The organism is Streptomyces sp. NPDC058246 (assembly GCF_042881985.1).
Lineage (GTDB): Bacteria > Actinomycetota > Actinomycetes > Streptomycetales > Streptomycetaceae > Streptomyces.
Genome location: NZ_JBHVWZ010000017.1, coordinates 129,412 through 143,524, shown reverse-complemented (window position 1 = coordinate 143,524; position 14,113 = coordinate 129,412). Strand labels below are relative to the sequence as shown.

Genomic DNA, 14,113 nt, shown 5'->3' with positions numbered 1-14,113 from the left:
AGCGGTGCACGCTTCGGGATTCGGCCGGCTATCGCTCAAGAGTCCGACGGCCCGGGCGCACATTCCCGGGCGAGGCGTTGGCTCCGCGCCCAGGCGTCCGGGAGACCACACGCCGCTACGGACGCCGATGTCGCCACTGAGAAGGCCGCAGAGCGTAAGCCGTAACCAGTGAGGTGATCTCGACGGCGATCACTTCCAGGTTCCGTTGAGCATGAGAGCGGCGCGGGCCAGTCGCTGCTCCTGCTGAGGCTACGCAGCCGACGAAGGCGAACACGCCGAAGGGTGGCCCTGCCATGAACCTCGCGTCGAACGTCGTGCGAAGCGCCAGCGCCCGCCCGGACCACGCCGCGCTGCGTCTGGGGGACGACATCCTCTCGTATCACACGCTCGACCAGGTCAGCGCCCGCATGGCGGGATTGCTTCGGGACCGCGGCGTCAAACCAGGCGACCAAGTCGCGATCATGCTGCCCAACAGTCCAGATTTCGCCATCGCCTACTTCGGTGTGCTCCGGGCCGGCGGCATCGTCGTTCCGATGAACCCCCTGCTCAAGGCCCGGGAGGTCGCCTACTACCTCGGCGACTCGGGCGCCCGACTGCTGTTCGCCCGGCCCGCCTTCCCCGACGAGGTACGCACCGGCGCACGGCAGGCCGAGGCCGATGCGGTGGTCGTCGATCCCAGCGGATTCGACGCGCTGCTCGCCTCCGCCCCACTCGCCGAGGACGTGATCGAGCGGCGCGAGGACGACACCGCGGTGATCCTCTACACATCGGGGACGACCGGTGAACCGAAGGGCGCGGAACTGACCCACGCCAACCTCACCCGGAACTGCGACGTCGTGGCGGCCGAGTTGCTTCATCTCACCTCGGACGACGTGATCTTCGGTGGGCTCCCTCTGTTCCACGCGTTCGGGCAGAGCTGCACGCTCAACGCCGCCGTCACCGCCGGCGCGTGTCTGACATTGCTACCGCGCTTCGACGCCGGGCAGGCGCTGCAGATGCTGGCCGAGCACGGGGTGACGGTCTTCGCCGGGGTTCCGACGATCTTCAGCAGGCTGTTGCAGCCGCCGGACCGGGGTGCCTGTGACGTCTCCCGGCTCCGGCTGGCCGTCTCCGGTGGCGCGGCCATTCCGGTCGGGGTGCTGCGCGCCTTCGAGGCCACGTTCGACTGCGTCGTGCTCGAAGGGTACGGGCTGTCGGAGACCTCGCCGGTCGCCTCGTTCAGCCGCGTGGACGCCCCACGCAAGCCCGGATCGATCGGCACCCCGATCCCCGGCGTGCAGATGCGGGTCGTCGACGACAGTGGCATCGAGGTGCCGCAAGGCGAGACCGGCGAGATCGTGATCCGTGGTCACAACGTGATGAAGGGGTACTGGCAGCGTCCCGAGGCCACGTCCGCCGCGATCCGCAACGGCTGGTTCCACACCGGAGACCTCGCCCGGGTCGACCCGGACGGGTACTTCTGGATCGTCGGCCGGGAGAAGGATCTGATCATTCGTGGCGGGTACAACGTGTACCCGCGCGAGGTTGAAGACGTGCTGTACGAGCATCCGGCGGTGGCCGATGCCGCAGTTATCGGCCTGCCCAATCCTGATCTCGGCGAGGAGATCGGCGCAGCCGTCGTTCTCAAGCCAGGCGCCGCTGCCACTGCCCAGGAACTACGCGATTACGTCAAGCGCCAGGTCGCCGCGTACGAATATCCGCGGAAGGTATGGATCGTGGACGTGCTGCCGAAAGGGCCGACCGGCAAGATCCTCAAGCGGGAGATCGTCCCGCCGACCGACGGGCAAGCGCTGAGCTGACGCCGCGGGGAAAGGTCGTGGGCGTCTGCTCATGCAGCCGGCGGGGGTCGCCGGGGTGTGCGGTCGGTGTGCCGTCAGGAAGGGTTCGTTCGCAGGAAGGACGGGCCGAGGTACTGAACGGCGAGCAGCGCCATCTCCAGGTCGCGGCGCCGTTCCTGCAGCGGACGCCCTAGGGTTTCCTCGGCTTTTCGAATGCGGTACTGCACGGTGTTCCTGTGCAGAATCTGCTGGCTGGCGGTGGCGGTGTAGCTGCAGCCGGTGGCGAGGAAGGTCTGCAAGGTCTCCCGGAGTCGTGCGCAGTGCTCGTCGTCGACGGCCAGGGCACCCAGTACGCTCCACACCCAGGCGCGGGTGTCGTCCATGTTCGTGCACATCAATGCGATCGGGGCGACCTGGGCGTAAGCGGTGACCCTGACTCCGGGACCCGCGGCCATGGCCAGTTCCTGTGCGCGGACAGCCTGGCGATGAGTGCGGCGGAAGCCTTCGACGCCGGGTTCCACGTCCCCCACGGCCGCCCTCGCCATGGGGTCGCCGTCCTCGATCGCACTCGCCAGCACGTCCCAGGAAAGGTCCCGGGGCGAGCCGAAGGGCAGCCAGGCCCAGGCCAGGGTTTCTTCCCGGGCGGCGAACAGCGGGTTGGCACAGCAGTTGAGTTCCGCGGCGATCCGGCTTGTCAGCAGGTCGAGCCGGGCGAGACCTTCACCGCCAAGGGGCCGCCGGGGCAGCCAGAGGATCAAACCCACGTGATGATGTTGACGTATACGGTAGTCGAGGGCTGATTCCGCCGAGTCGGCGTCCACGTGCTTTTCGGCCAGGATCTCTCGCACACGTATGGCGCGCACGGCGGTCTGACCCTGCAGCCAACGGTCCCGTTCCAACTGGTAGACCTCGATGACTCGTTCGCTGACGCGGTCGATGTACCCGAAACTCAACTCCAGCATGAGGCGCGCGGTAGCCGTGCAGACTTCCTCATCGGGTCCTTGACGGCGGAGCTCGTCCAGGCACCACTGCAGGAAACGGCAGTGGCCGAGCCGGTAGGACCGGATGAGCGAGCTGATGGGGACATTGCGCTGAGCCAGCCGTCGCGCATAATCCAATGCAGCCGCAGGTCCCTCAACGTTGCCCAGCGGCATGTCGTTCTCAAAACCGTGCAGCAATGTGGCGATATTCTCCTCGACGTTCGCTCTAAGAGTGTTGACAATTATCCCGTCGCCTCTCAGTTCCGGGATTTCGGAAATCACGAGCTCCCACACGTCCTGGCTGACTTCCGGTATGCGCACAGCGACGTTGGACGCCACGACGGACAGGCATTTTACTGCTTCGATGCTGCCCACAGCCATGTCATCACGCTATCGCGACGGTCTCGACCACGCCATCCAGTGCACTCGGAGGATCTTCAGCAGCTGGCTCCTGCGACGGAGAGGTCGACAATGCGTCCCAAGGCGACGGGCAGATATCCACCATTTCACCCCACGCGCCTCTCTGTGCCTAGGCAGTCACCCCGAGTAAGTCGGATCGCGGGTACGAATTCTTTCGAAAAGTTCATACTCTGCGTCCGATGATTTCTCTCCGTCCGGCCCCTAGCGTCGTCTCGTGGGGGCGTATCGAACCGAGGTCGAAAAAGCCGAGAAAGAGGAGCGTCGGACGGATGAACGCGAAACGCCAGGACACGATGACGCCCGTCGACGTCACCACCGTCGGCCCCGGAAACGGGCATCCGGTCGTCCAGCCCCCCGTGCTGGGTGGCCCCGAGTACACGGACTACTACCTGCTGAACGAGCTGCTCACGAATGACCAGCAGGCACTGCGTCAACGCGTGCGTGAGTTCATGGACCAGGAAGTCATCCCCGTCATCAACCCCTACTGGGAGCGCGCGGAGTTCCCGCACGAACTGGTCCCCAAGCTGGCCCAGCTGGACATCGCGGGTTTCCAGGTGCCCGGCTACGGCTCGCCCGGAATGAGCAACGTGACGGCCGGCGTGGTGATCATGGAGCTGGCCCGCGGTGATCTGAGCATCTCCACGTTCATGGGAGTGCACTCGGCGCTGGCCATGATGTCGATCGCGCTGCTGGGTTCGGAGGAGCAGAAGCAGCGCTTCCTGCCGCCGATGGCGCGCCTCGAGAAGATCGGCGCCTTCGGTCTGACCGAGCCGGCCCACGGCACTGACGTGGTCAAGCTGGAGACGACCGCGCACAGGGACGGCGACTCGTACGTACTCAACGGCCACAAGCGCTGGATCGGCAACGCGACCTTCGCCGACTACGTGATCATCTGGGCCCGCGGCGACGACGGCCACGTGGGCGGTTACGTCGTCGAGAAGGGCACCCCGGGGTTCGACGCTCAGGTCATCACCGGCAAGACGGCGCTGCGCTGCGTGCAGAACGCGCAGATCTCCCTCACCGACGTCCGCGTGCCCGCCGAGAACTGCCTGGCGAACGTCCATACCTTCCGCGACACCGAGAAAGTCCTGCTGGCCTCGCGCTTCTGCGTCGCCTGGGAAGCGATCGGAGCCGCCGTCGCGGGCTACGAGACCGCACTGGCCTACGCCAAGCAACGCAAACAGTTCGGGATACCGCTGGCCGCCTACCAGCTCGTCCAGTACCGGCTGGCACGGATGCTGGCGGACATCACCGACATGGTGTGCATGCAGTACCGGCTCAGTCAGCTCATGGACGAAGGCAAGTACTCGATGCCGCGCGTCGCGCTGGCCAAGATGCACTACACGGAACGTGCAAGCGCCATCCTCTCCGACGCTCGCGACATGCTCGGCGGCAACGGCATCCTGCTCGACTACCACGTGGCCCGGCACCTGTGCGACATCGAGGCGATCGACACGTACGAGGGCACCGACACGGTGCAGGCGCTGATCGTCGGCCGTGACATCACCGGATACAGCGCCTTCGTGCCCATGGCCCCCAACGGCCACCACTAGCGCCGGTGCGCATCGCCCCCGCGCCACACAACGCCGAGCCCTGCGACCGCGGGACCGGCCGCGTCAGTACCCGCTTTGCCGCCGCGCCGCCTGCCGTACATCTCCCATGGCGGCCTGCGTGCAGGCAGCTCCGGTGAGGAGGACACCCACATGTCCGCCGAACATCCCGCGGAAGAGGACCCTGTCATGGAGAACACGCCCTTGCTGGAGGGACTGCACGTCGTCGATATCGCCAGCTTCATCGCCGGGCCGGCCGCGGCCACCGTGCTCGGTGACTTCGGCGCCGATGTCGTCAAGGTCGAACCACCGCGCACCGGCGACAGCTACCGTGGCCTCAGCCGGATACCCCCCAATCCCCAGCTCGAAGGGGTCAACTACCCCTGGCAACTGGACAACCGCAACAAGCGCAGCATCGAGCTCAACCTGAAATCCTCCGACGCCCGGTCTGTACTCGAGCGACTGGTGCGGTGGGCCGACGTCCTGGTCACCAACTTCCCGCCTCGCACCCGGGACAAGCTCGGCCTGGACTACGACGATCTTGCCTCCCTCAATCCCCGGCTGATATACGCCGACGTCACCGGCTTCGGCGAGCAGGGCCCGGATGCGCACCTGCCCGGCTTCGATGTCACGTCATTCTGGGCACGCAGCGGTCTGATGGACTTCACTCACCAGCGCGACGCGGCCCCGGCCATCAACGCGTTCGGCTCCGGCGACCACCCCACCGCGATCACCCTGTTCGCCGGGATCATGACCGCCCTGTACCGACGCGAGAAGACCGGCCAGGGCGCACGCGTCAGCGCGTCCCTGATCGCGGAAGGCGCCTGGGCTGCGGGGATGTGGCTGCAGGCCGCCCTGCTCGGCGCGAAACCACCCCGTCCTGTCGACCGCTCCGACCCGCCCAACGCCCTGGGCAACGTGTACCGCACCGCGGACGACCGCTGGATCCTGCTGGCCTTCGCCAATGAAGACAAGCAAGTCCCCCTCTTCCTCACGGCCATCGGCCACCCCGAGGCCGCCGAGGACCCCCGGTTCCACGACACCCCCAGCCGCCGCGCCCACGCCGCCGACATCGTCACTCTGCTGGACAAACGGTTCGCCACGCGTCCCCTGGCCGAATGGCGCGAGGTACTCGACGCAGCCGGCCTCACCTACGGGGTCGTCCAGACACTCGAGGAATGCGCCCACGACCCCCAACTCCTGGCCAACCAGATCGTGGTGCCGATCGAGGACGGCAGCAGCGAGCCACACATGACCCTCAACAGCCCCGTGCATCTGGACCAGGAACAGAAAGTCCCCGCACGCCCGGCTCCCGATCTCGGGGAACACACCGAAGAGGTCCTCACAGAACTCGGCTTCACTGCCGGCGACATCGAATCCCTGCGTACCGGCGGAGCGATCCCGCGCTAGCAGGGGTCGCAAACCGACAGCACCCGGCACAAGCGACGCGCAACCCCGAGAAGCCCTCCGCTGTCAGCGGTCGGAGATCCACACCGGCGGGAAAGACCGGGAAAGAAGAGGAATCCCCACCATGACCACCAAACCCACCACCGGCGCCCCCACCGTGCACACCGAAGAACAAGACGGCGTCCTCGTGATCACCATTGACCGGCCAAAGGCACGCAACGCCGTCGACGGCGCCACCGCGCGGGCGCTGGCCGATGCCTTCGACCAACTCGACAGCAACGACGACCTGATGGTCGGCGTCCTCACCGGTGCCGGCGGCACGTTCAGCGCGGGGATGGACCTCAAGGCGTTCGCGAAGGGAGACACCCCAGTCCTCCCGGGGCGAGGCTTCGCAGGCCTCACCCGAACCCAGCTCCACACCCCGCTCGTCGCTGCCGTCGAGGGCTGGGCGCTGGGCGGTGGCACCGAGATGGCGCTCGCCTGCGACCTGATCGTCGCAGCCGAGGACGCCACCTTCGGCCTCACCGAGGTGACGTTCGGCCTGGTTCCCCCCGAAGGAGGAATCGTGCGGCTGCCCGAACGCATCCCCCGCAACATCGCCCTGGAAATCCTCCTCACCGGCGACCCCCTCCCCGCCGAACGGGCTCATCAGCTCGGCCTCGTCAACCACCTCACCCCACCGGGCGAGACGCTCGCCAAGGCCGTGGAACTGGCCCACCGCATCGCGCGCAACGCCCCACTGTCCATCGCGGCCGTCAAGCGCGCGGTCAACGAGCGGACCGCATACGGCGACCAGGACGCCTTCCGCCAGCAGGATCAGCTCGTCGCACCGGTCCTCGCGTCCCACGACGCACAGGAAGGCGCCCACGCCTTCGCCGAAAAGCGCCCACCCCACTGGGAAGGTCGCTGACCGCACCCCCGCGGGGCCCTCGTGGCGCGCCACCGCAGCCCGTCCAACCGGCCGGGCGCCAGGGCACCACCCGCGCCCTCGGCACCTCACACTCGGCCAGCTCAGTTCACATGTGACAAGTGCCAAGGACGGTTCTGCAGCATGCATTTCCTCGCACTACCGCGCAGCAGAAATAACGCTGAGCTGTGTAAAGCCTGAAAAGCTCCCCCCAGCGCCACAGTCGCTCCCCGCCAGAGAAGGCCTGACCGTCAGCGGGTATCACGGCGACGTGCACGGTCTGAGCTCACCCGCGCCAACGGCGCCTGTCTCACCGGTTGTCGCGGCCTTGGTCGTAGTTGGACCGGTCGGAGTCGTGGTCGTACCGGTCCCAACCGCGGCCATGCCGGTTCGAGTCGCGGCGGTCAGACCGGTCCCAGTCGTAGCGATAATTCCTGTCCTGCTTCCAGCTGCGGTCCTCGTCATCCCAGTAGGAGAAGTGACCGCTGCGGTCGTACCGGTCCGAGTCGGTGAAGCGGTCGCTGTGCTGTCGGGCGCGGTCTCCGTCCCGGCGGTAGTCCTCCTCGGAGTTGTGCCGGTAGGCGAAACCGCGGTCCCCGCGGTAGTCGTCGGCCTTGACGCCGGCGGCCGGGCGCTGCACATGCGCAGAATCGGGAACCGCGGCCGAGGCGGTGCCCCCGGCGCCGATAACGGCTCCACCCGCAACCGCAGCGGAGACGGCAGCGAGATAAACGCGCTTCGTGAGCTTCCTCATGGTCTTCTCCTTCGTATTGGCGTCATCCGCAGTCACCAGCGATTGCTGATGCAGGTGATGCGGTGGTGCCCCATCTATGTCGAAGCCGCATCGGCGAATTCACCCCTTGTGAGGGCACAGCCGACGGCCATCCGTCCAACCGGAGGCCGCCGATGCGGCGGCGCTCCGCTATGTTCCATACGGCGTATGGAAGTACAGTGATATCAGAGAATGTCCGGAAAAGTCGAACGCAGCGGCGCTGCCATAGCCCACCGGATCTGGTCGCGGCCCGGGCGCGCCGGCCTCCCGAGCGGCCAAGTCGTGGCTTGCGGCGGACCGACGGCCGTGCGGCCGTCGGGACTCTGCGCGGATGCCACCCTCCGACCCGTGAGTAACCTCGCGAAGCGCATGTCTGTCGCCGTCGCCTCCCTGGCGGTGACCGGCGGAGCCGTTCTTGGTGTCGGGAGCACTGCGTCAGCTGCGAGGGCCACGCCCGAACGCGCCCGGCGCCCGGGCCTCGGCGTCGAGATCAACGACCACCGTTGGGGCGGCGACCACGACTACGGATGGGACCGTAGCGACCACTACCGCGCAGGCTGCGACGCCGACTGCCGCTGGGACCGCCGCAACGACTGTCTGGGACTGCGGCATCAGATCGCTACGCACTGAGGCTGGGCCGCTCAAGGGCCCCGCGCCACCGAGTTCTGTTAGCGCGCGCACCCTGGGGCTGGCACACTGAATTTGTGCTTCCGATGATCGCCGCCGCAGTTCAGGATGCGTTTCCATCGATTCCTGGCGCCGGCGTCGTGTCGGTTTGCGCGTTGATCTTTACCGTCGCGTCCTTCTGGTGGATCAACGCCAGGCAAGGGCACCTGAAGTCCTGGGAGCCTCATTCCTTTGCCGCGATTGTCCACTCCTCCGTGGCTCGCCTGCGGCTTCCGCTCGTCCTTCACAACACTGGTGCCAAGCCGATAGTCGTGCAGGACCTCAGGTTGACCTTCCCCGACGAACCCGCCTCCCATCTGCCACTCCTGTGGATGTCTTCACCGTCCCGTCTCCAACCCGGGCCGGCGGACGAGCCGAATTTGCCGGCCGGATTCGCCGTGGCCGGAAGAGAGGCGCAGCAACTCCTCATCGAGTTCGAAGCACCGTTTTCCGGATTCGTTGCGGAGCCCCGGAATTACACGGTCCAGCTTCAGGCGAGGGTCGGCCACCGCAAGGGGTGGCGCACCCTTCTGACGTTCACCTTGAGGGCCGCCAACATCATTGATCCCGACCGGTACACCGTCTACAGCAACGCACCTCTTGAACTGACGAAAGAGGACAGGCAGAAGGCGGACGCCGCACTCCTGGAGCTGCTGGACGACCAAGAGGACCTCTCTGGTCCGGGCGAGAGGAAGCAGCGGGACTCTTCGAAGGACGAGGGCGACACCGGCACGAATCTCTAGAGCGGGAAGACGGTCCCGGGCCACGCCGTGGCGAATGTGTCGACGCCCCGCCCGCTGCCGTCGAAGCCGGTCAGACCATGGCCGGGAAGGAAGCGCTGCTGCGGCCAGTGGCGGTAGACGGTGGCCCGGCCGTCACCGGAGCGTTCGGCGACCGCGGCGTGGGTAACCGTCCTAGGCCCGCGCCCAGGTGCTCTGCCGCGGCCGCCCTGCTCTGGGGGCCACCTTGGCCTGGCTCAGCCGACACCTGCTCGCGGATGTCGGCTGCATGGATCATCCGCTGTCCCTCCTGAGCGGGCCACCCGTCGATGCGAGCCGCGTCCCTTGGAAGGCCGCCGCCTGGCCAGAACCGCCAGTGCGGCGGTGACGACGACTCCGGCGCAAACACGCCGGAGTCGACCTGGTAGTCCGCCTCCAGGCGCGCGCCTGTCAGCCGGCCCAAGCCGGGTGGCGCTGGGGCCCGTCCGGCACCGCGTGCCGAAGGACGCGGCCCCACATGGACGCGTACTGGCGCCACAGCGGCCCGCTCACGTACGTGATCCCGTGCCGGGCGCAGATCTCACGCACCTTTGGCGCGAGTTCGGCGTAGCGGTTGCTGGGCAGGTCGGGGAAGACGTGGTGCTCGATCTGGTGGCTCAGGTTGCCGGTGAGTATGTGGAGGAGGGGACCGCCCTCGATGTTCGCCGAGCCCTGGATCTGGCGCAGGTACCGCTGACCGCGGGTCTCGCCGTCGAGCTGCTCCTCCTCGTACGAGAAGGTCTGGACGTCGCCGGGGAAGTGGCCGCAGAAGATCACGGTGTGCGCCCAGATGTTGCGAAGCCCGTTCGCGGTGACGTTGCCGACCAGGCAGGGCAGAGCGGAGGGGCCCGCGAGCAGAGGGAAGAGGACGTAGTCCTTGGCCGCCTGGCGCACGGCTTTGCGGGCCAGGCCGGCCAGGTCGCTGAGGAGGGCCCGCACGCTCTTGCGGCCGGACGGCACGGCGTCCGCCTCCAGGTCGTAGAGGGCGATGCCCCACTCGAAGATGAGGGCGAGCAGCGCCGTGTACAGCGGCTGGAGGAGGTGGACCGGATGCCAGCGCTGGTCCGGGCTCATGCGCAAGACCGTATAGCCGAGATCCCGGTCGAGGCCGACGACGTTGGTGTAGGTGTGGTGCAGGTGGTTGTGGGTGTGCTTCCAGGCGTCGGCGGGCGTGAGGAAGTCCCACTCCCAGGTGGCGGAGTGGATCGCCGGATCGCCCATCCAGTCCCACTGGCCGTGCAGGATGTTGTGGCCCAGCTCCATGTTCTCCAGGATTTTCGCGCTGGTCAGCATCGCGGTGCCCGCGAGCCAGGCGGGCGGGAACAGGGATACGGCGAGGGCGACGCGGCCGCCGGTCTCCAGGCCGCGCTGTGCGGCGATCACCGCACGGATGTAGCGGGCGTCCTCGGCGCCGCGCGCCTCGACGACCGCGGCGCGGATCCGGTCGAGCTCCTCGCCGAGCAGCTCCGTGTCATGTTCGACCAGCTCCGTGTGATCTCCGAGTAGCTCCGTGAGATCTCCGAGCGGCTCAAAGGGTATGACATGTACGGCAGTTGTGGACATCGCAGGCTCCTTGAGGGGCCTAGAGAGCGAGGGCGAGCGGACCTGCCGCACCATTGACGCAGGTCTGGATCAACTCGCCGGGTTCACCGTGCAGTTCACCGGTCCGCAGATCGCGGACACGGCCGTGGACCAGCGGGACGAGGCAGCCGAAGCAGATCCCCCGGCGGCAGCCGTACGGCATCGCCACACCCGCCGCCTCCCCGGTCTCCAGCAGGGGCACGGACGCGAACGCTTCGGCCTCGATGCCGCTGTGTTCGAACCGGACCCGGCCGCCGGTCGTGCCGGCGCCCGGCGACAGCAGGGGGGCCGGCTGCCGGAAACGCTCCACACGCAGCCGCTCACCGGCGCCGGCCGCCGCCCAGTGCCGCTCCAGTGCGTTGAGCAGTCCGTCCGGTCCGCAGGCCCAGGTCTCCCGGTCGTACCAGTCCGGGCAGAGCACGCCCATGTGCTCCGGGTCCAGTCGGCCCGCGGTACGGGTGTACCGCGCGTGGACGCTCAGCCAGGGCAACCGAGCTGCCAGCCCGGTCAGTTCGACACGGAAGAGGAACTCGTCCGGGCCGGGTGCGCTGTGCAGGAGTACGACGTCGGGGGATGGCCCGGCGAAGCGGCGGCGCACGAGGGTACGCAGCATCCCCGCGACCGGGGTGATGCCGCTGCCCGCCGTCACCATCAGCAACCGCGGCGGCAGCGGACCCTCCGGCAGCGTGAACTCGCCCTGCGCGGGGCCGAGTCGGAGCACCGCGCCGGGACGGGTCCGGTGCACGAGGTGCGGGGAGACCCGGCCGCCGGGTTGCTCCTTGACCGTGATCGTCAGCGTTCGGCCCGGCGCCTCGGGGGGTGCGGTGATCGAGTACGTACGCCAGTGCCGTACGCCGTCGATCTCCACTCCCACCGGCAGGTACTGCCCGGGCCGGTGCCCCGCCCAGCCGCGCCCGGGACGGATCTCCAGTGTGGCCGCCCCGGCGCACTCCGGCCGCACGGCGACCACTCGGCCCGCGGGATGGCGAGCGGACAGCAGCGGGTCGATCAGGCCGAGGTAGTCGTCCGGATCGAGGGGACTCGCAAGCGGGCTTACGAGAGCACTGGCGATCCGGCCCGCCATCGTCGGCACGGGGCCGCCGCCCCACTCGGCGAGCCTGGAGACAAGACCGACGAGAGCGGCGAACGGGCCGGCCGTCGCACCGGAGACGGCCGACGGCATCGACGGGGTTGACGCGCGCAGAACCGGCATGGAAGGGAACCCTTCTCTCACCACAGGGCACACGCGGGGGCCGGGCGCGTCGGACACGTCATCTCGTCGGGCGCATCCCCGCATCAGGTACTCGGGATCGCCTCGGTCACCTACGTCGGCCCTCGGGTGGCGGGCCGCAGCCGGCGTCCCGCCAGAGAACCACAACGACACGGCCCGTGGCGGACGCGGAACCAGATTCCGCCACCCCACCCGCCCCACCCCCCACTCACGCCGAGCGACACGGGCGATCCCGCCCGGCGCACACGGAAGGACCTCGGAAGCAAGGCGTACGAATTTCCGCAACCGTCCGTCGCACCATGGCCGAATCCTGTTCGGGCCCACGCCGGGTCAGTGCCCGTGCGGCGGTGGGTGAGGAGCGCGGACCTGCCACGCCACTCCGCGGGCCCGCACCCTCGGGCCCGTAACGCGAGCGGCCGCCGTCGGTCGCCGGTCGTCGCACTGGACGTAGTGGGGGCGACGGCGAACGTTGCCTGTCGGGGCACTAGTGCCGTATCAGCGCGGTCGTCACCCGCGCGAACGTGGCCTGAGCCAGCGCAGCACCCGGTGGCTCGAGCCCGCAGACAGGCTCCCGGCACTCCGGTTCCCGGACGACCAGGCGGTACTCCGCCGCGAGTGCCTTCCTGCTTGGCACCGGCTGACCTGACGTTGTTCGATCGCGTGAAAAGGCTCCCCGCCGGCGGCATCAGCGCCGACGGGGCGGGCACAGCACTGCCCCGAGGCGGCTGATCACCTAGGCGGACACGTACGTGAGTGCCGGATACACCTCCGGGTCGCCCTCGACACCGGCCTCACGGAGGATCGGAACGAGGATCTCAGCGAAGCGGTTGAGGGCCTCCTCGGACTCCCAGACGTCGACGACGCGGAAGGTGCTCTCGCCCTGTCCCGCGATGTGTGCGAGCAACCCCTCTACGGGCCAGTCGGCTGGAGATTCCATCCGGTGCTTGCCCCCCGTCAACTTGCGGTTCGTCTCCTCGTACTGCTCCTGTGTGAACTCGGGGGAGATGAGGACGATCGGCATTTGGGTCCTTCCAGATCGCGGAGACGCGGCAGGCTGCCACGTCCGGGCCGGAACCAGGCGACGGCGACGTCCGCCAGTTCACATAGCGATCCTGGGCCGCGTCGCATCATCGCGCATGACGTGCTGCTCCACACGGAGTCACGCCCTCGAAAGGGCGAACGTTGCCTGATGCGGCACTAGAGACAGGAGCACCGGAGCCTCTTTCGAGGTGCTACTAGAGATCTTCGCTGACCATGACATCAACGTTCTACTGCGGTGAAGCAGGGGGGTGCCGTCTTCTCCCAGCTGGACCGCGTGCGGGTCAGCCGCCTGGTCATGAGAGTAATGAGTGACCAGTCCGGGTGCGCTTCGCTACTCGTCGAGGTACTGGTACTCCCCGTTTGCGCTTCCGATCGCTACGCCCCCATCGCGGACCTGCCACTCACTCATTCCCTCCACTTCGTGGCTGACGAGGAAGAGGCCGGTGACCAGGTCGTTGTCATCATCGGAGGCAGGAATCCGCGCTACGAGACGTAGTTGTTCCAGAAACCAGTCAACGGACTGCTCGCGCATGTCAGCGCCGAAGAAGACCCAGTTGGTGCAGTTGTACTGCCGCGCCGGGAAGCCCCAGCCTCCGCTATACGTCCGATCGGGGTCCTCGGAGCTGACGATCTCCTTGACCCGGGCAAGCTGCCGATCGTCGCACTCCAACCACCCCCTGATACGGACAAAGACACCCACGACGGTCACTCCCTTGTGCCTTAGGCACTGCCCTGTTGATCGTCCACCGTGACGCCGAATCGAACGATAGGCAGAACGAGCCCGGCCTCGCAAAGGACTTGATCAGTATCGTGCCCCTGCTGCAGATCATCCCGTCGAAGGGAGAGGGGGAGCGGCTCCTGCTGGGCGGCCCCGAGCTTGCCAGAGCCCTCGCTACCGTGATCACCCGGCTCCGCGGGGACAACGCCGGCACGATCCCTCTCGTCTCCCCAGGCAGTGGCCTCGACTGCCACCTCGCCGCCACGGGCCTTCTGCCCCCCCCGGCGCCCGCACTGCCCACCTC

The 14,113-nt window shown here is 67.9% G+C and carries 12 protein-coding genes; 6 read left to right on the top strand and 6 right to left on the bottom strand.

Going from position 1 to position 14,113, the window contains the following annotated elements; genetic code table 11:
* Positions 1 to 293 precede the first annotated feature (293 nt).
* The gene (locus tag ACFVXA_RS24585) at positions 294 to 1,799 is read left to right on the top strand and encodes a long-chain fatty acid--CoA ligase (RefSeq protein WP_390026643.1); all 1,506 of its coding nucleotides are present in this window, start codon (positions 294 to 296) and stop codon (positions 1,797 to 1,799) included.
* 74 nt (positions 1,800 to 1,873) lie between these two features.
* Here ACFVXA_RS24585 and ACFVXA_RS24580 read toward each other — a convergent pair whose 3' ends face one another.
* A complete protein-coding gene (locus ACFVXA_RS24580; protein WP_362032405.1) occupies positions 1,874 to 3,139 on the bottom strand; it encodes a helix-turn-helix domain-containing protein in 1,266 nt (421 codons plus the stop codon).
* A 308-nt stretch (positions 3,140 to 3,447) separates the two neighbouring features.
* On the opposite strand from ACFVXA_RS24580, the gene ACFVXA_RS24575 reads away from it, so the two are divergent.
* From ACFVXA_RS24575 to ACFVXA_RS24565, 3 genes are all read left to right on the top strand, one after another.
* Positions 3,448 to 4,731: an acyl-CoA dehydrogenase family protein gene (locus tag ACFVXA_RS24575; RefSeq protein WP_362032402.1), complete on the top strand. Its 1,284-nt coding sequence runs from the start codon at positions 3,448 to 3,450 to the stop codon at positions 4,729 to 4,731.
* 150 nt (positions 4,732 to 4,881) lie between these two features.
* Positions 4,882 to 6,138, top strand: coding sequence for a CaiB/BaiF CoA transferase family protein (locus ACFVXA_RS24570; RefSeq protein ID WP_390026641.1), 1,257 nt, complete (start codon positions 4,882 to 4,884; stop codon positions 6,136 to 6,138).
* Between the two features lie 121 nt (positions 6,139 to 6,259).
* Positions 6,260 to 7,045 (top strand): crotonase/enoyl-CoA hydratase family protein, encoded by a 786-nt coding sequence (locus tag ACFVXA_RS24565; protein ID WP_362032397.1) that lies wholly within the window; start codon positions 6,260 to 6,262, stop codon positions 7,043 to 7,045.
* Positions 7,046 to 7,352: 307 nt separating this feature from the next.
* On the opposite strand, the gene ACFVXA_RS24560 is transcribed toward ACFVXA_RS24565, so the two are convergent.
* On the bottom strand, positions 7,353 to 7,796 hold the full coding sequence (locus ACFVXA_RS24560; RefSeq protein ID WP_390026638.1) for a hypothetical protein: 444 nt from the start codon (positions 7,794 to 7,796) through the stop codon (positions 7,353 to 7,355).
* A 366-nt stretch (positions 7,797 to 8,162) separates the two neighbouring features.
* On the opposite strand from ACFVXA_RS24560, the gene ACFVXA_RS24555 reads away from it, so the two are divergent.
* Entirely contained in the window at positions 8,163 to 8,444 is a 282-nt protein-coding gene (locus tag ACFVXA_RS24555; protein WP_383742012.1) for a hypothetical protein, read from the top strand.
* Between the two features lie 74 nt (positions 8,445 to 8,518).
* Positions 8,519 to 9,223, top strand: a complete 705-nt coding sequence (locus tag ACFVXA_RS24550; protein WP_390026636.1) for a hypothetical protein — start codon at positions 8,519 to 8,521, stop codon at positions 9,221 to 9,223.
* A 426-nt stretch (positions 9,224 to 9,649) separates the two neighbouring features.
* On the opposite strand, the gene ACFVXA_RS24545 is transcribed toward ACFVXA_RS24550, so the two are convergent.
* From ACFVXA_RS24545 to ACFVXA_RS24530, 4 genes are all read right to left on the bottom strand, one after another.
* Positions 9,650 to 10,801, bottom strand: coding sequence for a fatty acid desaturase family protein (locus ACFVXA_RS24545; protein WP_390026633.1), 1,152 nt, complete (start codon positions 10,799 to 10,801; stop codon positions 9,650 to 9,652).
* A gap of 19 nt (positions 10,802 to 10,820) precedes the next feature.
* Positions 10,821 to 11,903, bottom strand: a complete 1,083-nt coding sequence (locus ACFVXA_RS24540) for a ferredoxin reductase (protein WP_390026687.1) — start codon at positions 11,901 to 11,903, stop codon at positions 10,821 to 10,823.
* 880 nt (positions 11,904 to 12,783) lie between these two features.
* On the bottom strand, positions 12,784 to 13,071 hold the full coding sequence (locus ACFVXA_RS24535) for a hypothetical protein (protein WP_362032382.1): 288 nt from the start codon (positions 13,069 to 13,071) through the stop codon (positions 12,784 to 12,786).
* A 351-nt stretch (positions 13,072 to 13,422) separates the two neighbouring features.
* Positions 13,423 to 13,791 carry a hypothetical protein gene (locus tag ACFVXA_RS24530; RefSeq protein ID WP_389516937.1) on the bottom strand — a complete coding sequence of 123 codons (369 nt, stop codon included), beginning with the start codon at positions 13,789 to 13,791 and terminating at the stop codon, positions 13,423 to 13,425.
* Positions 13,792 to 14,113 lie beyond the last annotated feature (322 nt).